24 protein-coding genes are annotated in these 26,972 nt (G+C 39.8%); 18 read left to right on the plus strand and 6 right to left on the minus strand.

The features are described from left to right. Positions 1–6: 6 nt before the first annotated feature. Positions 7–1,716 (minus strand): amidohydrolase, encoded by a 1,710-nt coding sequence (locus tag H8692_RS04805; RefSeq protein ID WP_187525087.1) that lies wholly within the window; start codon positions 1,714–1,716, stop codon positions 7–9. A gap of 215 nt (positions 1,717–1,931) precedes the next feature. On the opposite strand from H8692_RS04805, the gene H8692_RS04810 reads away from it, so the two are divergent. The 4 genes from H8692_RS04810 (at position 1,932) to H8692_RS04825 (ending at position 7,409) form a co-directional block, all read left to right on the plus strand. Continuing rightward, positions 1,932–3,707, plus strand: a complete 1,776-nt coding sequence (locus tag H8692_RS04810) for a helix-turn-helix domain-containing protein (protein WP_187525088.1) — start codon at positions 1,932–1,934, stop codon at positions 3,705–3,707. A gap of 84 nt (positions 3,708–3,791) precedes the next feature. Continuing rightward, positions 3,792–4,412, plus strand: coding sequence for a cytidylate kinase-like family protein (locus H8692_RS04815; RefSeq protein WP_177269713.1), 621 nt, complete (start codon positions 3,792–3,794; stop codon positions 4,410–4,412). Between the two features lie 19 nt (positions 4,413–4,431). Further along, positions 4,432–6,366, plus strand: coding sequence for a methionine--tRNA ligase (gene metG / locus H8692_RS04820; RefSeq protein ID WP_187525089.1), 1,935 nt, complete (start codon positions 4,432–4,434; stop codon positions 6,364–6,366). A gap of 191 nt (positions 6,367–6,557) precedes the next feature. Further along, positions 6,558–7,409, plus strand: a complete 852-nt coding sequence (locus H8692_RS04825) for a TatD family hydrolase (RefSeq protein WP_177269709.1) — start codon at positions 6,558–6,560, stop codon at positions 7,407–7,409. 132 nt (positions 7,410–7,541) lie between these two features. Here H8692_RS04825 and H8692_RS04830 read toward each other — a convergent pair whose 3' ends face one another. The 4 genes from H8692_RS04830 to H8692_RS04845 all read right to left on the minus strand — a co-directional run bounded on the left by H8692_RS04830 (position 7,542) and on the right by H8692_RS04845 (position 10,357). Beyond that, on the minus strand, positions 7,542–8,102 hold the full coding sequence (locus H8692_RS04830) for an NAD(P)H-dependent oxidoreductase (protein WP_187525090.1): 561 nt from the start codon (positions 8,100–8,102) through the stop codon (positions 7,542–7,544). 18 nt (positions 8,103–8,120) lie between these two features. Continuing rightward, positions 8,121–8,417 (minus strand): Dabb family protein, encoded by a 297-nt coding sequence (locus H8692_RS04835; protein WP_177269705.1) that lies wholly within the window; start codon positions 8,415–8,417, stop codon positions 8,121–8,123. A 15-nt stretch (positions 8,418–8,432) separates the two neighbouring features. Next, positions 8,433–9,287 (minus strand): aldo/keto reductase, encoded by an 855-nt coding sequence (locus H8692_RS04840; RefSeq protein WP_177269703.1) that lies wholly within the window; start codon positions 9,285–9,287, stop codon positions 8,433–8,435. Positions 9,288–9,478: 191 nt separating this feature from the next. Next, a complete protein-coding gene (locus H8692_RS04845) occupies positions 9,479–10,357 on the minus strand; it encodes a LysR family transcriptional regulator (protein ID WP_177269701.1) in 879 nt (292 codons plus the stop codon). 231 nt (positions 10,358–10,588) lie between these two features. Between H8692_RS04845 and H8692_RS04850 the strand changes: the two genes are divergently transcribed. The 13 genes from H8692_RS04850 (at position 10,589) to H8692_RS04910 (ending at position 25,219) form a co-directional block, all read left to right on the plus strand. After that, positions 10,589–12,406, plus strand: a complete 1,818-nt coding sequence (locus tag H8692_RS04850; protein WP_207722944.1) for a SpoIIE family protein phosphatase — start codon at positions 10,589–10,591, stop codon at positions 12,404–12,406. Positions 12,407–12,492: 86 nt separating this feature from the next. Further along, positions 12,493–13,548 (plus strand): tRNA lysidine(34) synthetase TilS, encoded by a 1,056-nt coding sequence (gene tilS, locus H8692_RS04855; protein WP_177269697.1) that lies wholly within the window; start codon positions 12,493–12,495, stop codon positions 13,546–13,548. Between the two features lie 136 nt (positions 13,549–13,684). Next, positions 13,685–15,925 (plus strand): ATP-dependent zinc metalloprotease FtsH, encoded by a 2,241-nt coding sequence (gene ftsH / locus H8692_RS04860; protein WP_177269695.1) that lies wholly within the window; start codon positions 13,685–13,687, stop codon positions 15,923–15,925. Then, positions 15,925–17,493: a PucR family transcriptional regulator gene (locus tag H8692_RS04865; RefSeq protein WP_177269693.1), complete on the plus strand. Its 1,569-nt coding sequence runs from the start codon at positions 15,925–15,927 to the stop codon at positions 17,491–17,493. The genes ftsH and H8692_RS04865 overlap by 1 nt, the downstream gene beginning before the upstream one ends. Before the next feature lie 52 nt (positions 17,494–17,545). Continuing rightward, positions 17,546–18,799, plus strand: a complete 1,254-nt coding sequence (locus tag H8692_RS04870; protein WP_177269691.1) for a serine hydroxymethyltransferase — start codon at positions 17,546–17,548, stop codon at positions 18,797–18,799. A 99-nt stretch (positions 18,800–18,898) separates the two neighbouring features. After that, a complete protein-coding gene (locus H8692_RS04875) occupies positions 18,899–20,446 on the plus strand; it encodes an acyl-CoA carboxylase subunit beta (RefSeq protein ID WP_177269689.1) in 1,548 nt (515 codons plus the stop codon). Between the two features lie 12 nt (positions 20,447–20,458). Then, positions 20,459–20,881 carry an OadG family protein gene (locus tag H8692_RS04880; RefSeq protein ID WP_187525091.1) on the plus strand — a complete coding sequence of 141 codons (423 nt, stop codon included), beginning with the start codon at positions 20,459–20,461 and terminating at the stop codon, positions 20,879–20,881. A 23-nt stretch (positions 20,882–20,904) separates the two neighbouring features. Further along, positions 20,905–21,303 carry a biotin/lipoyl-containing protein gene (locus H8692_RS04885; RefSeq protein WP_177269685.1) on the plus strand — a complete coding sequence of 133 codons (399 nt, stop codon included), beginning with the start codon at positions 20,905–20,907 and terminating at the stop codon, positions 21,301–21,303. 98 nt (positions 21,304–21,401) lie between these two features. Then, on the plus strand, positions 21,402–22,250 hold the full coding sequence (locus H8692_RS04890; RefSeq protein ID WP_177269683.1) for a type III pantothenate kinase: 849 nt from the start codon (positions 21,402–21,404) through the stop codon (positions 22,248–22,250). Beyond that, positions 22,231–23,202 (plus strand): tRNA dihydrouridine synthase DusB, encoded by a 972-nt coding sequence (gene dusB / locus H8692_RS04895; RefSeq protein WP_177269681.1) that lies wholly within the window; start codon positions 22,231–22,233, stop codon positions 23,200–23,202. The genes H8692_RS04890 and dusB overlap by 20 nt, the downstream gene beginning before the upstream one ends. Before the next feature lie 164 nt (positions 23,203–23,366). Further along, positions 23,367–23,708 (plus strand): PadR family transcriptional regulator, encoded by a 342-nt coding sequence (locus H8692_RS04900; protein ID WP_177269679.1) that lies wholly within the window; start codon positions 23,367–23,369, stop codon positions 23,706–23,708. Then, positions 23,701–24,369 carry a DUF1700 domain-containing protein gene (locus H8692_RS04905; protein WP_177269677.1) on the plus strand — a complete coding sequence of 223 codons (669 nt, stop codon included), beginning with the start codon at positions 23,701–23,703 and terminating at the stop codon, positions 24,367–24,369. The genes H8692_RS04900 and H8692_RS04905 overlap by 8 nt, the downstream gene beginning before the upstream one ends. Continuing rightward, entirely contained in the window at positions 24,362–25,219 is an 858-nt protein-coding gene (locus H8692_RS04910; RefSeq protein WP_177269675.1) for a DUF4097 family beta strand repeat-containing protein, read from the plus strand. The genes H8692_RS04905 and H8692_RS04910 overlap by 8 nt, the downstream gene beginning before the upstream one ends. Positions 25,220–25,289: 70 nt before the next feature. Here H8692_RS04910 and H8692_RS04915 read toward each other — a convergent pair whose 3' ends face one another. After that, positions 25,290–26,105, minus strand: a complete 816-nt coding sequence (locus tag H8692_RS04915) for a response regulator (protein ID WP_177269673.1) — start codon at positions 26,103–26,105, stop codon at positions 25,290–25,292. A 178-nt stretch (positions 26,106–26,283) separates the two neighbouring features. Here H8692_RS04915 and H8692_RS04920 point away from each other — a divergent pair, with 178 nt between their 5' ends. After that, entirely contained in the window at positions 26,284–26,970 is a 687-nt protein-coding gene (locus H8692_RS04920; protein WP_177269671.1) for a prepilin peptidase, read from the plus strand. Positions 26,971–26,972 lie beyond the last annotated feature (2 nt).

A 26,972-nucleotide genomic window follows, 5' to 3' on the forward strand; every position in this document is an offset into this window, starting at 1 on the left:
CCTTATTTAGAATATTTTTTTTCCTCTAAAGTAAACTGATTCTGCTTTAAGGCTATCAAGATCTTCAAGAGAAGTGTCTGATATAGAGCGGTCCAGTATGACGAAATCAGCTGATTTACCATTTTGAAGGCTTCCTGTGATATCATCGCAAAATGTTTGATAGGCAGGTCCGATAGAATACATCTCTATCATGTCGTTAAGGTCCACAGTCTCACTTAAAGGATCATTTTTTGGTCCAAGAGGACAATTTCTGTATATTTTATATTCGGGATGAGCTTTGTTCACGGTACGGGTAGTTCCTATTTTAAAACCAAGAAATGGACTTGGCGGAATTATCACAGGAAAATCAGTTCCAGCGGCCATTTTTATTCCTTCCTTTTTAAAACTTCCCATAGGGTATTGTGCCCGAGCTCTTTTATCTCCCAGCATTTCTGTTATTATGGTTTCTGTCATGCTGTAATAACATCCCCATATAGGCTGGACGCTGGCTATGACATTGAGTTTTGCCATACGTTTTTTATCTTCCTCTTTTATGGCCATAAAATGAGCTATTGTATTCCTCATTTTCTCTACTGCAATTCCCTGATTTTTCGTGTACTCTATAGCATCTAAAGTCATTTTTGCAGCGCCGTCTCCCATGCAATGTACATGTACAGGCATTCCGGCTCCATTCGCTTTCATAAAGATTTCTCTCAATTCGCTTTCTGTCCATTGGGGATGACCATTATATCCTTCTTTCATACCGATAGTTTTAAGATATTCCGGCTCATAGGGTTTATCCATGTAGATAGACAGACCTGTTCCGTCGGCAAATACTTTTACAGTGTTCCTTCTGAAGATTTCACCTACATCCTCAGATCCACGTTGTTTGATAATATGATCAAGCTGAGATAAAGGTTTTTCAGGGTCGACAGCATATACTGCCGTAACTCGCATGTTAAGTTCATCTCTTACAGCCAGATTCTTATATGCTTGTATGGCGTTTTCTGTGGCAAGTGCGTCGAAGATGAGTGTCGTACCATATGCATTGCCAAAATTTTTTTGATAATACATGATACCTTTTTCATATTCTTCAATAGAGTAATCTCCGTAAGGAACACTTTTGAGAATTAGATCTATTGCTGAATTTTCTTGGAATATTCCTGTGGGATTCATATTTTCGTCTCTCCATATAATCCCGTTTCTGGGTGAAGGTGTATCCTTTGATATCCCTGAATCTTCAAGAACCTTACTGTTGACCCATAGGTAATGATGGTCATAAGATCTTAATATAACGGGAATATTGCTGCATACTTTATCTATGTCTGATGCTGTAGGCATGGATTTAAGATCAGACATAAAATATGACGGATCCCAGCCTGTTCCTCTCAAAACTTTGACAGAGCGGTTTTGTTTAATATTTTTTCTGATAATATTTTGATAGATATTCATTGCTTCTGAAGGTTTCGCGTCATATGAAAGCCCGATGTTATACATATTAAAGCTGAAGATAAGTTCACATGTGCTTGAAGCATGTAAATGGGCATCCCCCAGACCGGGTAAGACACTTCGGCCTTTTAGATCTATCAGTAAAGTATCCTCCTTTTTATAAGACATTGCGTTTTGTGAGTCACCGACATAAACCAGTTTGTCATTACAGACGGCAAAGGCTTCACAGATTCTGCGGCAGGAATCCATAGTATATATTTGTCCGTTATAAAAAATTTTATCTGCCATATCTGCTCCTTTCCTTGATAATAAGAAATAGTGTGATTAGATCTATTCACTGCAAAAATTATATTTTAAATTATCAGAAAATTCTATGCCGATTATTGTTGAAGATTAATATAAAAATCGTTTTATTGCATAAAAATATTTACGTAATAATAGCAATATTAATATTTTTCTGATATTATTGTGGTGAAAAAAGTATCTTAATGGGGGGCGATGTTGTGAGTGAAACAAGAAATTATATAAAAGGAGAAATCGTATCTGTAGCTATATATGATGTTGAAGAGTATCCAATGCATCATCATAAAGACCCTGAAATTATATTTATCATTGATGGTCAGGCCTCTGTACATACCAGCTTTTATTCTATAGATGCAATAGAAGAAAATCATTTTATTTTTATAAATGCGGATACTATACATAATATAGAAAAGATAGGAGGGCCCTGCAGAGTAATGAGTATACATTTTCACATGGATCATATTGCGCATCTTTACAATGTGCCTGCTTTTTCAGCCTTCAGTATGGCTAGTTTTGATCAATATTCTTCCACTCAGACTATAGAGCAGCTGAGGCGATATCTTATAAATATAGCGTGCTGTTATATGGAGAAAACGTCTTCATATAAATCAGAACTTTCGGATATAGTATTGGAATGCTATACATATATGATGAATAATTTTCAATGGTTTTATTATGATGACTATATTCTTCATAATTATCCCCAGAGGCTGCCTCTTACACAGATAACGAGGGCGGAAGAAATCCTTACGTATCTACAGGAGCATTACAGTGAAAAATTAACCCTTTCTAATGTGGCTGATGCTTTTTATCTGAATAAGTATTATCTTTCTCATCTTCTTAAGGATACTCTGGGAATGAGCTTTCAGGATCTGCTTAATGCTATAAGACTGAATATAGCTTTGTATCCTCTTTTGGAGTCAGGAAAGTCTGTCGAGGAAATAGCCGAAGAGTGTGGATTTTCATCGGCTGTTTATTTAAGAAAAGCTTTCGCTGTTCATGCCAAAGTGTCCCTGAGTACATATAGAAAACGTTACGGCAAAAGAAATCCCGAAGACAGCATACCTGATATAATATGTTATGGAAAAGAAGAACAGCTTTCTTATCTTAAAATGTATCAGAGGAAGTATTATCCTGAAGATTTTCTTGTCGAGAACACTGAACGTTTGTCTGTCTATGTAATTCTCGGCAATACATATGAGAACTCTGATAATATTTTTCGAGCAAGGCAGCTGCAAGTCACCCCTCAGACCTTATTTCATATGGATTATATGAGGGACATTTTCTGTGAAATGGATTTTGACAGAGTGTTTGCCAAAACATCTGACTTTGACAGATTATATGAATTTTACGGATCATATGAATTTTTTAGCCCTGTGAGAGATCTGTGCCGTGAATTTGGAATAGACATGGAAATTATTGGAGAAGAAGACGAAGAAATAGAAAAAATAAATGAAACGGCTTCAGTTTTTGGCAGAGAAACTTCTATGTATGGAGAAAAGGGATTTCGTACAAAATGGTATTACTTTCACTTTCTTATAAACCGGTTATATAATGAAAGAGTCTTTGATAAAGAGTTTTGTACTGTGTCTCGGCAGGGGAAAAAGATAAGCATATTATGTAATAACATAGGTGAAGATAAATATAGACAGGATCTTTCCAGAAAAGAGATATTTCTGCATATAGAAGATATACAGTGCAATTATTCCATCTTTACATATACTTTGCAGTTTCATGGAGATGATGAGGTTGCTGTGTGGAGGAGTATAGGTGCTCCGAATTCGGTAAGTCGTCCGCTTCGTGAAACCATAAGAAGTTGCTGTTTTCCTAAAGTAAGTCATTCTCGTTCTACTGCGCAGTATGATTTGCTCAAAGGCATAACTTTGGAGCCGGGAGAAATGAAACTGCTGATGTTGGTTCCTGAGGAAGAGTCGCCTGAAAAGGTTAATTCTGTTACAATCAAAGATAAAATGTGATATAATGTACCAACAAAGCCGTCCGCTGAAAAATTATGCGAAAATGGTTTTGTTCTGAAAAAACCGTCTAAGGGAGGAAGCCATATGAAGAGTGATAAAAAAATAATAACCATAAGTCGTGAATTCGGAAGCGGAGGAAGGCTTATAGGAAAGCGCCTTGCAGAAAAGCTTGGCGTACCGTATTACGATAAAGAGCTTTTAGATAGGATTGCTGAGGAGTCGGGATTTTCCAGAGAAATGATGGAGGATGCGGAGAAGAAGGCGAAGAACAGTTTTCTCTACAGTCTTATATCTGCTATGGGAACAGCTGAAGCCGGTCCGGAGAGTCTGTCTCTCAATGAACGTTTTTTTCTGGCGCAGTTTGATACTATTAAAGAAATCGCCGGCGAAGGTTCCTGTATAATAGTGGGAAGATGCGCTGACTATATTCTGAGAGGTATGCCGGAGGCTACAAATGTGTTCATATATGCCGAAGAGGAAGACAAGATAAAGCGGGCTGTAGAAGAATACGGAATTCCCCAGGAACACGTAAAGAAGCTGATGAAAGATACCGATAAAGCAAGAGCCAATTATTACGCTTATCATACAGGACAGAAGTGGGGAGAGCCTGTCAATTACCATCTTTCCATAGACAGCGGTTATATCGGAATAGAAGATATAGCAGACCTTATAATAAAATATACAGATGTGAAACTGTTCAGATAGAAAGGAATGATCAGATAAAATGGCAGAAAATAAAGGCACTTATTATATTACTACACCTATTTATTACCCGAGCTCAAATCTTCATATAGGGCATACTTATTGTACTGTCATGGCAGATGCTATGGCCAGATTTAAACGCCTTTCTGGGTATGATGTGAGATTTCTCACAGGAACCGACGAACACGGGCAGAAGATACAGACTATAGCAGAGAAAAAAGGCATGAAACCGCAGGATTATGTGGACGAGGTGGTCGCCGGGATAAAGGATTTATGGAAGACTATGGAGATATCTTACGATGATTTTATCAGAACTACCGAAACCAGACATATAAAGAGGGTTCAGGAACTTTTCATGAAGCTTTATGAAAATGGTGATATATATAAGGGTGAGTATGAAGGCCTTTACTGTACTCCTTGTGAATCATTCTGGACGGAGAGTCAGCTTATTGACGGCAAATGCCCTGATTGTGGAAGACCTGTGGAGAAAGCAAAGGAGGAAGCATATTTCTTTAAGCTCTCCAAGTATCAGGATAGGCTGTTGGATCTTTTTGAAAATAATCCTGAATTTTTACAGCCTGATACGAGAAGAAACGAGATGATAGCTTTTGTAAAACAGGGGCTTGAGGATCTGTGTATTTCCAGATCGACATTCGACTGGGGTATTCCGGTACCTCTTGATGAAAAGCATGTTATGTATGTATGGCTTGATGCTCTTTCAAACTATATAACAGCGCTGGGGTGGCCGGATGAGCCTGAGCTGTATGATAAATACTGGCCTGTCAATGTTCACCTTGTGGGAAAAGAAATCGTAAGATTTCATACGGTGATATGGCCGGCACTGCTTATGAGCGCAGGACTTCCCCTTCCTAAACAGGTTCTCGGACATGGATGGCTGCTGCTGGAAGGCGGTAAAATGTCAAAGTCCAAGGGTAATGTGGTAGATCCTGTGAAACTAATAGAGCAATATGGAATAGATGCTCTTAAATATTTTCTTTTGAGAGAATATACTTTTGGTCAAGACGGGGTATTCACTAATGAGGTGATGCTCAAGAGAATGAATTATGATTTGGCTAATGATTTAGGGAATTTGGTATCCAGAACAGTATCCATGATAGAAAAATATAATGGAGGAATAGTACCTGATTTGACTGATGCATCGGATTCTGTAGATGAAGATCTTAAAACTGTTGCATTGGGCGCGGCAGATAAAGTTGAGTCCAATATGGATAAATTTGCTTTCAATATGGCTCTTGAGGAGATCTGGGTAGTTGTAAGACGTGCCAATAAATATATAGATGAAACGATGCCGTGGGTTCTTGCTAAAGACGAAGCGAAGAAGCCAAGACTTGATAATGTGCTCCATAATCTGGCTGAAACTATAAGAATTATTTCCGTTTTGATTCATCCATTTATGCACACTACTTCCGATGCTATACGGAAGCAGCTGGGCCTTTGGTATGCTGATGTGGCATGGGAAGATGCTTTTAGCTTTGAAATGATGCAGGGTGAGCAGGTAAAAAAAGGAAATGCTATTTTCCCGAGACTTGACATCGAAAAGGAGCTGGAAGAGCTGGAAGCTCTAAAAGGCGGCGGAGAAGATGCAGATATTCCGCTGGAGTTGAAACCGGAAATAGAATTTGATGATTTTGACAAGATCGATTTCAGGGTAGGTACCATAATATCGGCAGAGAAACATCCCAAGGCCGATAAGTTGCTCGTATTTCAGGTTAAAATGGGGACTGAAAAACGCCAGATAATTTCAGGCGTATCCAATTACTTTAAGCCTGAAGAATGTGTAGGAAAGAAAGTCGTTGTGGTGGCCAACCTCAAGCCCCGAAAGCTCAGAGGTCTTGAGTCTAAGGGAATGATAATGTTTGCCGATAATATTGTGGACGGCAGAGAAAGAATAGAATTTGTTTCCACAACAGCAGATGATGGGAATCCGGTAACATAAAATATAATCAGCTCTGCAGAACTGACTCAGCCAGATCTGCAGAGTTTTACTATGCAGAAAAAACAGTTGGAGTTATATAGGCTCTTCGTGTAAAATAGTCCCATGTTATGTAATTTTTAAGTATTGCAAAGCCATATTCTCTGCTATAATTTAATGAAAACAGAAAAATAACGAAAAGAGGGAATACGATAATGTTTTTTGATTCACATGCACATTTGAATAATGAGATGCCGCAAGAGGCAAGAGAAGAAATGATAAAGGCCGTGCAAAACTCACAGCTTGATTATGTGATGGATATCGGGTTTGACCTTGCCAGTTCAAAATTAGCGGCAGATCATGCCGCAAAATATCCATGGTGCTATGCAGCTGTAGGATGTCATCCTCATGATACCAAAGATATGGATGATATGCAGCTGGCGATGATAAAAGGGCTTGCAAAAAAGAAAAAAGTAATGGCCATAGGAGAGATTGGCCTTGACTTTCATTATGATAATTCTCCCAGAGATGTGCAGCGTGAATGGTTCAGAAGGCAGATACGTCTTGCTAACGAGCTTAAGATGCCTATAGTGATACATTCACGTGAGGCAGATCAGGAAGTAATGGATATTCTGAAAGAGGAGGGTGCTTTTTCGCAGGAACGTAAAAGCTGGTTTCCCAAGCGTCCGGATACTCAAGGGTATGCAGACAGACATTCAGGTTTATGCAGTGATTCAAGAGTACTTCTTCACTGTTTTTCGGGAAGTGCTGAGCTTGGACGGCAGTATGTAAAATTGGGGGCTACACTTTCAATAGCGGGACCTGTTACCTATAAGAATAATAAGAAAACCGTAGCTGTTGTGGAGGAAATCCCTATAGACTTTCTTTTGGTGGAGACTGATTCGCCATATCTCACACCGGAGCCTTTCAGGGGAAAGAAAAACACGCCTCCCATGGTAGAGTATACTGCGGCTAAAGTGGCGGAAATAAAAAAAATGAATCTCCAGGATGTAGCAGAGAAGACAAAGGAAAATGCTATGAGGTTTTACGGTATTATTGGGAAATAGCTGACTGCCTGATGACAGGTAAAAAATAGAATTTTGCCGGGCTTTTGGGGTTAATGAAAGCCCGGCAATTTTTAATATTAAGTAAGTATATATTTGATTACATGTTTTGTTGCAAGAAATTTTTATATTTAACTAATTTAATGTCTGCAATAATTTTAATAGTTTATTTGTATGTATGGCCGTTTTTTCTTTTAGTTCTGTTTCTTTTTCGGCATCATTCCGATTTTGATAAGAGACTCCTCCGGTATAAATATAGCCTGAATAATCTAATTCACATAAATTACACATAGCTTTTATTGGTGTGAGAAAATCATCTATAGGGTAATGTTGTTCTCCCTCATAACTATACATAAATTCAGGGGCGCCTGTAGTGAAAGAGGCAATCAATTTTTTGCCTTTAAGTTTATTTCCATCTGAACCATGAGAAAAGCCGTGCTGGAATGTCTCTTCGATCCAGCGGCTTAATAGTGATGGCATGGCATACCAGAAAATTGGAAATTGTAAAACGATGATATCAGCGGTTACAAGCTTTTCCTGTTCTGCTTTGACATCAATTTGAAAATCCGGATAAAGTTTGTCCAAGTAGACAAATTCGGCTTGCGGCAGGGCGGACTCAAGATTTTCCAATATAGATTTATTTGCGGCTGAATTGTTTAGATCTGTGTGTCCGGAAATTATTAATATTTTTTTCATATTTGATATCGCTCCTTTTTAATATTCTATTTGTGTTAAAATAAAATTATCTGTTCTGAAAAAGTCAGGTGCTGTTTTACTTACATTCTGATGTGCAGAGCTTTGGATAACTTTATCAAAATCCTGTTTGCTTTCTACATCAATCGTCATAGCAACAACATTGCTTAAGCCAATCCATCCCGTGCTTTTTTCTACGATAATTTCTTTGATTTCCGGAAGTTCATTTTTCATGTTTCGCATCAATTCAATTTCCTTTTGAATTTCGCTGTCAGTTACACCTTCTTTGATTGTTGCAATAAAAATATTTCTTATCATGGTTGAGTTCTCCTTTTATTTGTTTCCGATCTTAAACATTTTGAAGAATCTTTCAATATCTTCTGCGTTTTCATGGTCCATAAATACATTTTCGCCTAAATCCAGTTCTTCAATTTTCTTTATGTTTTCATTTGATAATGAAAAATCAAATATATTGAGATTTTCTTCCATTCTATTTTTATGAACAGACTTTGGAATAGCAATGATACCATTTTGAATTAAGAAACGCAGTGCCACTTGCCCTATTGTTTTGTTATGCTGCTTCGCAATTTGCATTAAAACTTCATTTTCAAAGATACCGTGGCTGCCTCTGGCAAATGGTGCCCAAGCTTCCAGTTTTGTTCCGTATTTTTCTAAAAATTTTTTATCATTTTTATGTTGCTGGAAAACGTGAGTTTCTAACTGATTTATCATAGGATTAATTTCACTGAAAGTTACTAAATCCATAAATCTGTCCGGATAAAAGTTAGAAACACCAATTGCTCTTACTTTTCCTGATTTGTATGCTTCCTCTAAAGCTTTCCATGTGCCGTAGTAATCATTAAAGGCCTGATGAATGAGAACTAAATCAATATATTCTGTCTGTAATTTTTTCAAAGACTCTTCAAGAGAGCGTTTTGCCTTTTCATATCCTGCGTTTTCAACCCAGATTTTTGTTGTAATAAACAATTCTTCTCTGGATACACCGCATTTTACGATTGCATTTCCAACACCTTCTTCATTGCGATATGCTTGTGCTGTGTCAATCAATCTGTAGCCGACTTGAATTGCTTCCGTAACGCAACGTTCGGTTTCATCATTACTCATTGTAAATGTTCCATATCCGAGTATAGGCATTTTTACACCGTTACTTAAAGTTATAAATTTCATTTTTCCATCTCCTTTAAATTTGCTTATTTTGCAATTTGTGCCATAAAAAATCCATTTTCTGCCCTTTTCAAAGAAAATAGGTGCAAGATAAGATAGTGATTTATCTTACTTACACCTATATTTTAAAATCAATTTATTGATATGTCTAATGCTTATATTACATCATTAGAAATGCAAAATTTGAATTTCTATTATCCTTGTTTATACTGCTCTTTTATAAAATTTATAAAGGTATGTGTTGCTTTTGAATATAATTGCCTGTCTTTCCATGCCAGTACAGAAGTCAATTCAAGTTTTGGTTCAAAAGGAATAAATATCATATTATCATAGTAATTATCTAACTTTACACAGATAACAGCCCCTTTTTTCTCCTTTGCAACAATCACAGCATTATACAGAAGATTATAGTTTACACATGACTTCATTTCTTTGGCAAAATCACCTGACCAGTTTGCCAGCTCATGATGAACGGGAGTATTGAGATGTATGGTTATAACTTTTGTACCAACTAACTCTCCGGGATGAATTGCTTTTTTTTGAGCAAGGGGGTTATCCTTATGAATCAAAACTCCCCACTGTTCCTTTGTCCTCATGCGGATGAAATTGCATTTTACAACATTTACAGGTTCTAATAACAGCCCCAAATCTAAAGAACCTTGCTCCATTCGTTCTTTAATATTTTCATTATTTCCGCTGTATAGCTCAAATTGCACTAAAGGATATCGGTTTTGAAAATCAGTGATAAGTTTTGCGATTTCTTGCGCACTTCTCATTTCTCCGCAGCCTATAGATATATTGCCTGACAGTATATCTGCATCTTGTTTTAGTTCTGCCTGTGCTTTATCTGCCAAGTTTACCATTTCCTGTGCGCGCTGGCGAAACAGCAAGCCGCTGTTTGTTAAATATATACTGTGGCTGCTTCTTCGAAACAGCTTAACTCCCAATTCTTCTTCAAGCTGTATTAGCTGTCTTGAAAGAGTAGGCTGTGTTATATGAAGAAGCTGTGCTGCCTTGGTTATATTTTCTTCTCTGGCCACTACTAAAAAATAATTCAAAACTCTTATATCCATATTTATTGATTACCTTTTTTGTTTTATTATAAAACAGCAGAAATGTGCTTACAATATTTCCTATTAAAATATGAAATGGACAGGGCTGATACCATAATGTAAATTTACATTAAAAGCATGATTTTTTCACACTTTTCGTATTATGGAAAACATGACAAAAAATAAATTGCTGTTACAGGAGTTTTGACAAATTTCGATGAGGACAGGCTGTATAATGTGCTTGTATTGGGAATGGAGATTTTTAAAATGGAAAACACCACCAAAGCAGGCGCTTTTAATTTAACGAAAACAAAAATAGCGCGTGTAGTCATATTAATATTGTTTACTTTTGTCATAAGCCATGGTCCTTTAATGGACGGATGCTTTCCCGCCGCGGTGGCTTTTGTTGCGTATATGACTTGTAGAAGCGTGACAAATTTGTATTTAGCCATACCCGCGGCGGCAGGTATTTTGCCTTATATTACAAAAGGATATGATCCGTGGGGGGATTTGGCGGCAGTTGCTGTCTGCGGTATTTTATTTGCGGCAGCCAGAAAAATGAAGCTGGAAACGTGGCAGACTGCCATGATCTCAGCTGCCATAGGCATTATATGTATGAGTGTGAGCAGGCTTGCCACCTCGACAGTATATAAGATAAGCCCTGAGAAACTGATGCTTTACGGATTTCTTATACTGGCGATGGTATTCATGTTTGATGCTGTACACAGCATATGGGCAGACAAGGAGAATAGAAAAACTGATGTTTTGCAGGAACTGCGGCTTGTGTCGGCCGTGTCAATGTGTCTTATGGTAGTAAACGGTCTGGGGATTTCGTTTTTATCATGGCCAGTCATTTTGTTTCTGACCTTGCTTACTCTTGTATATCTGGATTCGACAGCTGCTTTTTTGACGGTTGCTATAGGGGGAATCTGGACAAGCTTTATCGGTCAGGAGCAGTGGGGATTGCTTGCTACTGCAGTTATAGGCGTAACTGCGGCGATATTCGCTAAACGTTTCGGGGGGCTTATTTGTGCGGCTGTTTTTGTCCTTACATGCTGGTCCTTGGGATTTGCAGAGAGCGGAATAGTTTTGGGGGTTGATAATTACTGCCTTTTATTGGCTTCGGCAGTATTTGTCACTGTAAACTGGAAGTTTGGATCTAAGCTGAAAAAAAGTATAGTAATATTAGCGGGAACCGAGGAAAATGCAAGGGCTGAAGCTGACAGCAAAGCATCTGGGATACTCAAAATAAAGGCTGAGGACATGGCGGACTTGGCAGAACTGTATTCAACATATTTGGACAGCAGATCAGTTCTGGCAAATCAGTTTGATATAACAAGGCAAATTATGAATGATGTAAGGCACAGATTAAATGAAGGGGTAAGGAGCTCAGTATCTCTGAATCATGAAAGGTTTAATGTGGATATTGCAGTCGCTCAGTGCGCAGCTTCCGGTGATATCAATGGCGACTGCTGTGGATGGCAGGATATCGGAGACGGAAAGATTGCCATGATCGTCAGTGACGGAATGGGCAAGGGAAAGAAAGCAGCGGCAGAGAGTCTGATGGTAACTAAGACAATAATATCACTTTTGAAATCCGGAGTGACTACGGATCTTGCTCTTAAAATGATAAATGCTGTTATGCTGATGAAAGATGATGAGGATTCATACGCCACTGTGGATCTGGTTATAATTAATAAACGCACAGGAAAGACTAAATTTTATAAAATAGGTGCAGCGCCTACACTTATCCGTCGCAGGGATAAAGTCGAAGAAGTAAAACTGTCAGCTGTCCCTTTGGGAATAGTCAATGGACTTAAAATAAGATATATGGAAACAGTTCTTAAAAAAGATGACTGGATAATAATGATGTCTGACGGAGTGAGTGATGGGGGAGTCGGCGGAAATGGAAGAAATGATGTGTTTCTGAGCGTGCTTAAAGAGACTGCTGCTAAAGTAAGATCCGCAGATCCGGCAACTATGAGCGACCTTATATTGAATCAGGCAGCAGACAGTTATATAGGAAAAGAACGTGATGATTTGACTGTGCTGACAGCAAGAATTATTTGACGTTTCATTGTGGCTTACAGGGGAATTTCATGGTACAATAGATATAAATATCAGAAACGGAGTTTTGCAATAGTAAAAACGATAGAATGTTGATCCAGCAAGTCAGAAAAACCATAAAAGAACACCATTTAATAGAAAAAGAACAGCATATCGTATTAGGGTTGTCAGGAGGCCCTGATTCGGTATGCCTTTTTCATGTGCTGATGTTACTGAAAGAACAGATGGGTATAACGGTATATCCCGTACATTTGAATCATAAATTCAGACCGGGAGAGGCAGAAAGAGATCAGCGATATACAGAAAATTTGTGCCGGCAGATGGGCGCGCAATGCAGAACTTTTACAGTAGATTGTGCAAAAATGGCTGAGGAGCTTTCTGTTACAGGAGAAGAAGCGGGAAGGATAGCCAGATATGATGTGTTTTATGAAACTGCTGAGAAGATAGTTTCTGAACTTATGGAAAAAGGTGAAGATGAATGCAAAGCAAGGGAATCGGTTAAAATAGCAGTGGCGCATAACGCTAATGATCAGGCGGAGACTATTCTTTTCAGGTTTCTTCGCGGAACAGGAACAGATGGTCTGGCAGGAATAGCTTACGAAAGGAAGGAAAGAGGATTCAGCGTTATAAGGCCTCTATTGGATGTGTACAGGGATTCTATAGAAAGCTACTGTCATGAGAACAGACTTGATCCTGTCACGGATCACACCAACAATGAATCGGTTTATACCAGAAATAAAATAAGACTTGAGCTTATACCTTTAATAGAAGGTAGTTATAATGAGAATATAAAGCAATGCCTTGTGAGGCTCGGGCAGATAGCTTCTGAAGATAAAGACTATCTGTGGCAGCAGACTGAAAGAGTATATGAGACAGTTGTAATTCGAAAAGAGAATAAAGAAGCAGGCGGTGCAGGAGTTGTTGTCATGAAACGCGAGGAATTGAGCAAGATTCATGATGCCATACGTCACAGGCTTATCATGAAAGCATTTTCTGATATAGGACTGGATAAGGATATCTCACAGGAACGCATAAAATCTGCGGATGCTGTAATAAAGAAAAAACAAGCACCCAAGGTAGTGGAATTCCCACACGGATACAGATTGAAAGTCGAAAAAGGAAAAGTGATATTCTTTAAAAACTGAAGTTTGTGTGAATTTACCATAAAAAAGATGATGCTTCTATTGAAGGAACTTGGTTTACATGATAAAATGACATGATAAATTTGTATAAAATAACAAAAAAATTACAGATATAAACATTACCGGGAGGAAAATTAACTTGAAAAAGGCAAAAAACATTGGAATCTATGTGGTCATATTCGGGCTTGTACTGGCAATGGTGTGGTTTTACAACAGCGGTACTACAGAGGAACAGAAGGAAGTGAAAACTTCCACTATGGTTAAATACCTGAAAGAAAATGAAGTAGAGAATATTAACGTTACGGAAACGAAACTCACTGCCGAGCTTAAATCGGGGGAGAAAGTGTACGCTTATGTCAACAGTGCGGTAGACTTGAGCTATATATATGATTCATATATCATGCCTCAGGTTGATGAAGGCAATCTGAAGCTGGAGAGTGATGAGCCGAAAAAGGAATCCATATGGATAAGCTTGCTGCCGACGCTGATAATGATTGGCATAATGGTAGTATTCTTTATTCTGATAATGAATCAGAGCGGCGGCGGAGGTAAAGCTATGTCTTTCGGAAAGAGCAGAGCTAAACTCCAAAAGGACAGTGATCTTAAGAAGATAACCTTTAAAGATGTGGCCGGACTTAAAGAGGAAAAGGAAGAACTGGAAGAAATCGTAGACTTTCTGAGACATCCTGCCAAATATAACAGTTTAGGAGCCAGGATTCCTAAGGGTATATTACTTGTAGGGCCTCCGGGAACAGGAAAAACATATATTTCAAGAGCAACCGCAGGTGAAGCAGGCGTTCCGTTCTTTACCATCAGCGGATCGGATTTCGTTGAAATGTTTGTAGGTGTAGGAGCTTCAAGAGTAAGAGATTTGTTTGAGCAGGCTAAGAAAAATGCTCCGTGTATAGTGTTCATAGACGAGATAGACGCCGTTGGCCGAAAGAGAGGCGCAGGTTTAGGAGGCGGTCATGATGAAAGAGAACAGACTCTCAATCAGCTTCTGGTCGAGATGGACGGTTTTGCTGATAATGCAGGAATAATAATACTGGCAGCCACCAACAGACCTGATGTTCTTGACCCGGCACTTCTCAGACCGGGAAGATTTGACAGACAGATAGTGATAGGAATCCCTGATATAGTAGGAAGGGAAGAGATTTTCAGAATACATTCCAGAAACAAACCTCTGGATGAAGGTGTGGATCCAAAAGTCTTGGCAAGAAGAACTCCGGGATTTTCGCCTGCCGATATAGAGAATATGCTCAATGAAGCGGCGCTTTTGGCTGCTCGAAGAAACGGCATGAAGATAAGGATGGAAGAGATAGAGGAAGCTATAACCAAGGTAATTGCCGGGCCTGAGAAAAAGAGCAGAGTTATAAGCGAAGAAGAACGGAAGCTTACGGCCTATCATGAGGCGGGTCATGCTGTGGTGGCTCACGTACTTCCTAAGACAGATCCAGTCCATCAGATAACCATAATACCGAGAGGAAGAGCCGGCGGATTTACAATGATACTTCCTAAGGAAGACAAATACTATGGAACAAAGGAAACCATGCGGGAACAGATAATCCATTTGCTGGGAGGTCGTGTGGCCGAAATGTTGACGCTGGATGATGTCAGCACAGGTGCCAGCAATGATATACAGCGAGCTACGGATATAGCCAAGGAAATGGTTACAAAGTATGGATTCAGTGAAAAACTGGGGCCTGTAAACTACAGCTCATCAGACGAAGTGTTCCTGGGTAAAGATTTCTCCACGAGGAAGAATTATTCAGAAGAGACGGCATCCGAGATAGATGAGGAAGTAAAGGCAATAATTGAAGAGGCTTATGCTGCTGCAAAGGCTATCCTTCAGGAAAATATGGAACAGCTCAAGGCAGTAGCTGAAGGTCTTCTGGAAGTTGAGACCCTTGACAATGAACAGTTTATAAAGCTTTACGATGGAATTCTCACACCTAAGGAGCTGGCAGAAGAGCTTAAGAGCAAGATGGAAAAGAAGCGTGAGCTTGATAGAATTGAAGCTGAACAGTCCGAGAAGATGCGTAAGAGAGAGGCGGAGCTGGAGAGAAAGAGACTTGAGGAAGCTGCAAAAGAATTAGAAGAGAAGAACAGAAACTCAAAATTCAAGCCGACTATAATGATATACAACGATAAGACTAAAACAGCTGAACCTTTTAATCCTACAAATCTGTCAAAACCTCAGGACGAGGTTCCTGCTGAGGATGAAACTCCTTCAGAAGAAGATATCAGTGATGATGATATGCCGAGTGAGGAAGAACTTGCAGTCTATGATACAGATTATCTCAATGACGATGATGATCAGACTGATGAAGAAGACGGCGATGATGATCAGCAGTCTCATGATGGAAAGAGGAATGAATAATGAAGGTTACTGTTGCGGACTGTCTGGAACTGGAAGCATTTGAAGGTGCAGAGGTAGTTGCCGGCAAACTGAATCTTTCTAATGACGTCAAATCCATATCTGTTCTTGATGCATGTGATAATGATGATTTGAAATTTTACCGTGTAAACAAAGCGGAGATCTTTCTTACAGGTTTTCTGGGAATAAAAGATGATGTAGATAAGCAATGCAGTTTTGTACGTCATATCGCCAGAAGAGGCTGTGCGGCGCTGGCTGTATATTATGTAGGAAGAGCCGTAAGATCTCTTGATCACAGGGTTATAGAGACAGCCGAACGTGAGCTTGTGCCCCTTATTCTAATGCCGGCAGAAGCTGAGTATACAGAAGCTATCACTGAGGTTATGGATAAAGTCTTGTACGGCGATAACTTCAGCAACAGCCTTATAAGCAATACGGTTTTTCATTTGCTTAATTTTGAAAAGCATAGTAATTTTCAGTCTGCCGTGAGAGAGGCAGCTATAAACAATGATTTTCAGCTGATAATATTAAGCGAAGATTTTAACCCTATACTAACGGTGGAAACCCGGCATAAGGCAACCATATCTGATGCTATAAAGCTTGGAAAAGAGCGTAATGTCGAGAGCAATTCCAAGGTATACACCATGATAGATGTTAACGGTGTTCTTACGTACTGGGGACCGGTAAGTATCAACAATGACAAATACTATATGTTTATCGTGGATAATGAAGACTCGTATACGGCCGGTGAGATTACAAAGCTGGCTGAAATAATAGAACTTGCTATGGGGATGTGGAAGTACACTCCTGAGCGGGATGCCAAGGCTGAATTTATAAAAGCTTTGATAAGAGGCAATAAAAGCCTTGCTTATACACTTAAAGATGAAGCTAAGATAAGCGGTGATGATATCCTAAGTGTATTCTTTTCAAAAGGAATAGGAACAGAAGTGGAAAGTCACGTATTCGCAGAGTTTGAGAAAGAGGAAGATCTCAATGTTATGAAGATCACCGAGGGTGATGAGACATATGGAATGATACTGACTTTTGAAGACAGTGGGGGCAGTGCGGCTCTCAAAAATAGCTGTGTCAGGCTTTTCGACAAGCTCAAGGGGAATAAAAAAGCGAGGATATTTCATGTAACAGGGCTTAACGGCATAGAGGGTGCGGGAGATGCATACAGGCTTATAAGCGAGAGCTGGTCTTTCGTGCAGAATGTTTTTCCCTATAAGCGAGTATTTACTAAATATGAACTGACTTTAGTCAGTAACTGTATCAATATACAGATACAGGGAGGTTTTGTAAAGAAAAATTATATACAGCTTCTGGACCCGTTCAAAGAAGCGGGAGAGAACAAAGGAAAGCAGCTTCTTGAGACTCTTGAAACTTTTGTGCTCGATGCAGGCATGAACAGCGGCAAGACTGCTGAATTCATGGGTATACACACTAATACGGTACAGTACAGGCTTAAAAAGATCAATGAGATGTTGGGAGTGGAGATAACCGGAAACAGAATAATTCCGGGGCTTACCATGGCGCTTGCATTGAAAAGGCTGGAAAGAGTCGTCAGCTGACAGTAAAAATATTTCAAATCACATATAACATACAGGAAGATAGGAGAAGAAAATGTACTTTAATTACTTGGAGAAAGCGGATCCGGAAATTACGGCAGCAATAAAGAAGGAGATAAACCGTCAGGAAACGAAGATTGAGATGATAGCTTCGGAGAATTTTGTTAATTATGAAATTATGGAGGCTGCGGGGAGCGCTCTGACAAACAAGTATGCTGAAGGATATCCGGGAAAAAGGTATTACGGAGGCTGTGAGTGTGTAGATGAAGTAGAGACACTTGCAATAGAGAGGGTAAAAAAGATTTTCGGTGCGGATCACGCCAATGTTCAGGCTCACTCAGGAGCTAACGCCAATACTGCTGTTTATCAGGCAGTCCTTGAGCCGGGAGATACCGTTATGGGAATGGATCTGTCTAACGGAGGCCATCTTTCTCATGGATCCCCTGTAAATATTTCCGGCAGACTTTATAATTTTGTGTCATATGGGCTGAATCCTCAGACAGAGATGATAGATTTTGATAATGTCAGAGAGCTTGCGCTCAAGCACAGACCTAAACTTATCGTAGCCGGTGCGTCTGCTTATCCGAGGACTATTTATGCGGACAAGTTCAGAGAAATTGCTGATGAAGTAGGGGCTATTCTTATGGTGGATATGGCTCATATAGCAGGCATCGTTGCTGCGGGGCTTCATCCTAATCCTATGGAATACGCTGATATCGTTACCAGCACTACTCATAAGACGTTAAGAGGTCCCAGAGGAGGACTGATTCTCTGCAAAGAGGAATATGCCAAAGCTATAGACAAAGCTATATTTCCGGGGACGCAGGGCGGTCCGCTCATGCATATAATCGCAGCTAAAGCGGTATGCTTTAAAGAAGCGATGGAGCCTGAATTTAAGGAATACCAGCAGCAGGTTCTCAATAATGCCAAAGCCTTGGAGAAAGCTCTGAATGCAAAAGATTTTGAGCTTGTTTCAGGAGGTACAGATAACCATCTTGTTTTGGTTAAGCTTGTTAATAAAGGAATAACAGGGAAACTGGCGGAAAATCTTCTTGATGATGCCAATATAACTACCAATAAAAATGCTATACCTAATGATCCTCAGAGTCCATTTGTGACCAGCGGTCTTAGATTGGGAACACCTGCCATGACAAGCAGAGGATTTAATGAAGATGATGTTGTGAGAACAGTGGATGCCATTGCTCTTGTAATAGATAATCCGGAAGATAAAGAGGCTATGAATGAAGCCAGAGCCATCGTAAGAGAACTTACGGACAAGTATCCGCTCCATAAGAAATTCAGAGACTAAGATTTTATATACCTTCCGGGCATGATAGCGTGTAATATTGAGCTTTCTGTCCAGGAGGTTTTTGCGTAGAATCGGAAGGTTTTAAGGAGGGAAGGATAGATGAATAAGCTGGATCAGCTTCGGAAGATGAAAGAAGAACTCGCACAAGGTGGAGGCGAGAAGAGGATTCAGGCACAGCATGCCAAAGGAAAACTTACAGCAAGGGAAAGGCTTGATATACTTTTTGATAAAAATAGTTTTGTAGAAATCGATGCCTTTGTTAAGCATCGATGCAGTAATTTCGGTATGGATAAGAAAGAACTGCCTGGAGATGGTGTAGTTACAGGATATGGACAGGTTGACGGAAGACTTGTGTTTGCCTTTGCTCAAGATTTTACTGTCAGCGGAGGATCTCTGGGAGAATATCATGCGGAGAAAATCGTCAAAGTACAGAATATGGCTCTTAAGATGGGGGCTCCGATAGTAGGATTGCAGGATTCGGGAGGAGCCAGAGTTGAGGAAGGTGTAGCGGCACTTTCCGGATTTGGCAAGATTTTCAGAAACAATACCATATCGTCAGGTGTGATACCGCAGATATCAGTAATAATGGGACCATGTGCGGGAGGAGCCGTTTATTCGCCGGCGATAACAGATTTCGTATTTATGGTGGACAAGACAAGTCAGATGTTTATTACGGGACCTGAAGTAATAAAAACGGTAACAGGAGAGTCAGTTACAGCGGAGCAGCTGGGCGGAGCGATGACGCATAATACTGTTAGCGGAGTTGCTCACTTTGTGGGTAAGGATGACGAGGAGACATTGATGATGGTAAGAGAGCTTCTCGGTTATATGCCTTCCAATAATATGGAAGGATCTCCTGTTTATGAGTGTGGCGATGATATAAATAGGATGATTCCGGAGTTTAATGATATTATTCCTGATAATCCTAACAAGGCGTATGATATGTATGAAGTTATTATCAAAATTGCTGATAATGGTGTGATCTACGATGTCATGCCTCATTATGCCAAAAATATGATAACATGTTTTATAAGAATGGATGGGGCCACGGTTGGAGTTATTGCAAATCAGCCTAAATTCGGGGCAGGTTGTCTTGATATAGATGCATCTGATAAAGCGGCAAGATTTATAAGACGTTGTGATGCTTTCAACATACCGCTTCTTACTATAGAGGATGTTCCGGGATTCCTGCCCGGTACAGGTCAGGAATACGGAGGTATAATAAGGCATGGAGCTAAGATGTTATATGCCTATTGTGAAGCTACTGTTCCTAAGATAACAGTGATCTTGCGAAAAGCTTATGGTGGAGCATACATAGGAATGTGCAACAAAGAACTGGGAGCGGATATGGTAATGGCATGGCCGACAGCGCAGATAGCTGTAATGGGTGCTTCAGGGGCTGTTAATATAATTTCGTCTGTTAAAAAGGAGATAAAGAGTGCTGATGATCCCGATGCGTTAAGAACTGAAAAGATAGCAGAATATGAGGAAAAATTCAATAATCCTTATATAGCAGCGGGGCTCGGTTATGTAGATGATGTGATCGAACCGGCAGCTACAAGACAAAGAGTGATAAGTGCGCTGGATATGTTGAGCACGAAAAGGGAATCGCTGCCGGCTAAAAAGCACGGTAATATCCCTCTTTAAGGAGGTGTCAGAATGAGCTTTGTAGAAAAATTTACTGATTCCGCTCCTTTTATGATTATTGGTATATGTATAATTCTGTGTATTTTTGCAGTATTGATTCTGCTGATCACAATGTTGGTACGACATATAAGTCGAAAGAAAAAAGATACGGCACGGGCGCAGCTTCTGCAGAACCTGCTGCCGGATATTCCGGAACCCGTTTTTAAAAAAGAAAATATTGAAAAGCTAAAACTGCAGAAACCTCAAACAGCAGACAGTGGCGAGAGTATATCTGAAACAGAACTGGCGGCAGTAATAATGGCTGCTATTGCGGCTTATCGGGCTGACTGTGGATCGAGTTCTCTGATAGTGAGAAAAATCACGAGAATATCAGGAAATGATACATCATGGTCTAACGCAGCCAAAATGGACTGTATAGAAAGCAGAAAATTTTAATGGTATCGGAGGAAGTTTGACATATGAAAAAATATAATATCACCGTAAACGGCAAGACATATGAAGTAGAAGTAGAAGAGGCGGGAAGCTCTGCACCTGTATATAAATCTGCGGCAGCTTCTGCAGCGCCTGTATCGGCAGATATTTCTGAATCTGCAGCAGCAGAACCTGAAAAACAGGAGTCTGAAGCAGCAGCGATAGCTGAAGGAGAAATTCCTGTTACAGCGCCGATGCCGGGAACAGTGCTGGATGTAAAAGCGGCGCCCGGACAGAAGGTAAGCAGCGGCGATGTGCTGGTTATCCTTGAAGCCATGAAGATGGAAAACGAGATATTGGCTCCGTCATCCGGAACAGTTTCATCTGTACCTGCAGTAAAAGGGACATCTGTAAGTACCGGAGATGTTCTCGTGACTCTTAAATAAAAATGTTTCGAATATAGTTATATTTATGATACAATAGAGCCGTTGCAAACGGACCGTCTTTATTTTAAGTAAAAATCTACAGAGCAAAGGAGAATACCATGCTACTGGCATTTGATGTTGGAAATACAAATATAGTATTGGGAGTATTCAAAGATGGTAAGATGATCACCAATTGGAGACTTGAGACTGATAATAATAAAAGTGCAGATGAATATGGAATGATCATCGGGGCTTTGTTTCAGTATGAGGGATTAAGTGTGAAAGCCGTTAAAGATGTGATAATTTCAACGGTAGTTCCATCAGTGCTTTATACGCTGCAGCATCTTTCACTGAAATATTTTCACCGTAAAGCAATAGTTATCGGTGCAGGCATAAAGACTGGTATAGTAGTAAAATATGATAATCCCAAGCAGGTCGGATCTGACAGGATCGTTAATGCTGTGGCAGCACATGCTAAATATGGTGGCCCTCTGATTATAATAGACTTTGGAACTGCGACGACCTTTTGTGCGATATCAGAAAAAGCGGAATATATAGGAGGAACTATAGCGCCGGGACTTAAAATATCTTCAGAAGCTCTTTTTGAGAAAACAGCAAAACTTCCGAAGGTAGAGCTTGAAGTCCCGGGAAGTGTGATCTGCAGAAATACTATAAACAGTATGCAGTCAGGGCTTGTATATGGTCATATGGGAATGGTAGACTATATAGTTAAAAAGATGAAGAAAGAGCTTCGTGAGTACAGCAATGATGATTCGGCTGATGTTAAGGTTATTGCTACAGGCGGACTGGCAACGATGATAGATTCGGGAATAGACTGCATAGATCATGTTGATAAAATGCTGACGCTTGAAGGCTTGCAGCTTATATATGAAAAAAATAAAAAAGTGAGAAAATCTGATTCTAAAGCAGAACAGGAAAGGTGTGAATATGGAGAGGAAACTTTTTAATATAGGATCCTTCAAACCCGATAGTCCTTTTTTTCTCGCTCCATTGGCAGGAATAACTGATAAAGCGATGAGAAGCCTCTGCGCCAAGCAAGGGGCTTCTTTAGTCTGTACGGAAATGGTGAGCGCCAAAGGACTGTGGTATGGAGACCGGAAAAGTCAAGTTTTGTTAGATATGGGAAAGGACGAAGGCGCAGTAGCGTTTCAGCTGTTCGGTAGTGATCCTGAGATTATGACCTTTGCAGCAAGGACGTTAAAACACCGGGATAATGTGGTGCTCGATCTTAATGTAGGTTGTCCGGTTCCTAAGATCGTAAAAAATGGAGAAGGGTCGGCGCTCCTGAAAAAGCTCGATGTTCTTTATGATGTGATAAGCGCCATGGTAAAAGCCGCAGAAAAACCAGTGACAGCAAAAATACGCATGGGTTTTGAACGAGGAACGAATACAGCGGTGGAGACTGCAAAAGTGTTGGAATCAGCAGGAGTGAATGCCATAACTGTTCACGGCAGGACAAGAGAACAGTATTATGAAGGAAGATCAGATTGGCAGGTGATTGCGGATGTCAAGAAGAATGTATCAGTGCCTGTTATCGGAAACGGAGATGTTTTCAGCGGTCAAGATGCCGTGAACATGTTGAAAAAAACCGGATGTGACGGTGTTATGATAGCACGCGGAGCGTTAGGCAATCCATGGATATTTAGAGATGCAAGAGCGCTTTGGGAGGGAGGAGAACTTCCGGATCCTCCTTCAAAGGAGGAAAGAGCCGATATGCTTCTCAGACATTTTGATATGGTTATAGCAAATAAGGGAGAACATATTGCCGTAAGAGAAATAAGAAAACATGTAGGATGGTATATTAAAGGGATCCATGGTGCAGCGGCACTCAGACATAAAGCGAATACGATAACGGATGCCGATGAAATGAGGCAGATTATAAATAAAATTAAAATATGAGGCATCTGAGAAGAGGCTTTGGCTCAAGGGAAAATCCATGAGGCAAAGTCTCTTTTGCATTGAAATTTTTCATAATAAAAAATACAATTTCTATTGACAAATAATATTATATAATATATAGTATTAAACAGAAAACAATATTGTGCAAATAAAAGGAGGGAAGTATGGGTTTCAAAATTGAGTCGGGCTTGCTGGATGCATGTGCTTTAGCGATCCTTAACGGCGGAGATACGTATGGGTATGAGATCACTCAGTCCATGAAGAAAGCGATAGTGGTCTCCGAATCTACCCTGTATCCGGTTCTTAGAAGACTGCAGAAAGAAAAATTCTGTAAGACATATGATAAACCATATCAGGGGAGAAACAGGCGATACTATTCAATAACCGAAGAAGGAAAAAAGAAACTACAGGAATATAAAGTACAATGGCTGGATTACAAAAATGCTATAGATACATTTTTGGATGATGAGCCAAAGAGGAAAGTTGGAGGAGGAGAAGATGACTAGGAAAGAATTTATAGAAAAACTAAGATCAGAAATATCAAAATTGCCTCAGGAAGAAATAGATGCTGCCATTGAGTATTATGAAGAGTACTTTGACGAGGCAGGAAAAGAAAATGAACAGGAAGTTCTTGAGCATCTGGGCAATCCTAAAAAAGTAGCGGGACAGATAAAATCTGAGTATGCGGTCAGATTGTTTGATGAAGATGATAAACCTACTGTTAAAAAAGGACTTTCTGCAGCGTGGTATGTAGTGATAGGAATATGTTCAGCGCCTGTTTCCATCCCTCTGGCTGTGGCGCTTGGGGCACTTGTCATAGCTATCTTTGTGGCTTTGATAGGATGCGTGGCAGCTGTTTTCGCAGCCATTATTGGTTGTTTCGTAGCTGCGGTAGCCTTTATCGTTTTCGGATTTATGGCAGTTCCGGTTGCTGTACCTACAGCATTGCTGTTTCTGGGAATAGGAATCGGTACATTGGGATTCATGGCGGCAATGGGAGTATTGCTTGCGATGGGAGTAAAAGCAGGAACCAGCGCTATGGTGAGCGCTGCCAGAAGACACAATGACAGAAGACGTATAAAGAAAATGGTAGATTTAAATGAACAAAAAAAATGGCGTTATAAAGATGAGATGACTGGTGAAGAAGGAGGCGGGAAAGATGAATAAAGGTCTTAAAAAATTTTTTATAATATGTGCTGCAGCTGTATGCATGGGCCTTATCCTATCTGTTGTGGGATACGTTACAGGGGGAATTCACTTTATGGATAAGCTCAGTGAGAAATATACATGGTTCAGAGGGGGAAATGTGGAAAGGACATATACAAGTCTGAAGGAAACAGACCAGTTTGACTCATTAAGCGTAAAAGGGGATATAGATGTGATGATCTGTAAAGGAGACATCTCTAAGACAAGAGTATCTTTTGACAAGAACTCCAATAATCCTATATTCAGAGTAGAAAATGGAGTTCTCACGGTTGATGCAGGAGAGATGAAAGGCGGAGTTTTGATAGATCTGGGGACAGGAGACAGATCCCCTTATCTGGAGGTATATGTTCCGGAGGGAATAAATATAAAGAATATAGACATAGATACAGACTATGGCGATGTGGAGATAAGCGACATATCAGCAGGGACGGTAAGTATAAATGCAGATTCCGGGGATATAAGCATGGATAGAGTTTCATACGATACGATGAATATAATATCTGATTACGGAGATATAGAAGGGCGTGTTCTTAAAAGCAAAGGTCTCTCTATCGAGGCGGATGCGGGCGATATAGATTTACAGGGTGAATTTTACGGTAACACAAATATTAAGTCTGATTACGGAGATACAGATATAGTTACAACACTGAAGGAAGAACTTTATACTCTCGATCTGTATACTGATTTTGGAGATGTGGAAGCAGGTTCGCATAAATATGAGGATTTCGGTTATATCAATCAGGGAAACGGCGAGAATATTATAAAAGTTGTCAATGATTCAGGAGACATCAATATAAGTTTCGGAAGATAAAGGGATATTTATATAAGGATAAATAATGAAAAAGAGCAGTCACGAGACAGAGTGAAGTGACCGCTCTTTTTTATAGTTGCATCTGACATATGGACCTGATATCATCATTTATTGAAGTGAGAAGCTGAGATATTTTAAACATATTTGTCGGTGTATCTTCATCAGGGGTATCCTCTTTTTTCAATATATCTTCCAGAGCAATTATATGTTTATATAAAGCTGTGAGACCCAGCATACCGGAAAGCCCTTTTATAGAGTGGCAAAGTACAGCTGCATCGGAACACTGCCTGTTTTCTATGAGCTCTGTAAGCCTTAAAGAGAGATCCGCGTTATTTGTTTTGAAGTTGTTGAAGTGTTTCATGAACAGTCTCGGACTGTTTCCCATATTTTCTATAGCTGTGTGGATATCGCAGACTTCAGGATCAAGATTGGAAAAAGTTGCAGTGCCGTTGGATTTGATTTCAGGAAGCAGTGAACGGAGCAGTGCTAATTTTATATACGGTGATATGGTAGTGTAAAAAACAGATGAATTAAAAGGTTTAAAAAGAAGAAGTTCGAAAAGATCTTCGGCTTCTGCTACTTTTATTTTTTCTTCATCTTTACTTGCAGCAGTAACAGCGATCACGGGAGAAGTTACTCCCATTTTTCTCATTTTCCTTGTGGTCTCAAGTCCGTCCATACCGGGGAGGTTTATATCCATAAGAATCAGGGAATAATAATTACTTTCCACAGAACTGCACATTGTGATGGCTTCCATGCCATCAAAGGCATTCTCGCATTTAACTCCTATATCATTTAAAAATGTTTGTATTACTTCATGGTTGGCCGCTGTATCGTCAACGATCAACACTATGTCCCTTTCAGGCGATAATATATTATTTATCATAATCGTTCTCCTTAATGTTCATCATTTGTGCCGTTAATGAGATTTTATAGGTAAAATAACGGTTTTGCTATACAAAACGTACGACGGCATTCCCCATATTACGACAAAATATCCAAAATAATATTGTGGTTAAAAAAGGAAATTGATAGAATAAAGTAGATAAAGGGGGAATAAAGGTATGATAATTATTATTGTAAAAATAGTCGTAAGTTTGTTTTTAGGGACTCTTGCGGGATTCGCGGCAATATATATTTTCAATAAGATGCCGGCCAAGTGGTTGTGTGATTACGGACATGCTCCTTCACAGGAGCTGAAAGACCCATATATACAGCGGGTAAAAGGTTTTCCATGGAGATGGATATATGCAGCTGGGTTTATTTGTCTTCTCATAAGGCTCTCCTTTTTTGATGTGAGACTTGCTGCAGCAGGCCTTTTCGCGTGCTGGGCAATGCTCATAATAGGGCTGGCGGATTTAAAATATATGGTTATTCCGGATCAATTTGTTATAATGCTGGCGTTGTCAGCATTCGGTTTTATCCCCTATCACAGTTCTGTTTGGCAGCCTCTTACCGGAGCGCTTATAGGCGGGGGCGTTATGCTTATGGTGGCTGTGCTGGGCGGAGCAGCTTTTAAAAAAGAGGTGATGGGGTTTGGGGATGTAAAGCTTTTCGCCTCTTTGGGGCTGGTTCTGGGGATTAAGGGGACTGTGTCGGTTCTCATAGCCTCATCGCTTTTCAGCGGTATTTTTGCAGCGGTCGGTCTGGCTTCGGGAAAATATCGCAAAGATGAAGTCAGGCCGTTGGGACCGTATATATGTGGATGCGGGATATTTTATATATTCGCAGTATGGCCTTTTTTATTATAATA

The organism is Lentihominibacter hominis, from assembly GCF_014385065.1.
Lineage (GTDB): Bacteria > Bacillota > Clostridia > Peptostreptococcales > Anaerovoracaceae > Lentihominibacter > Lentihominibacter hominis.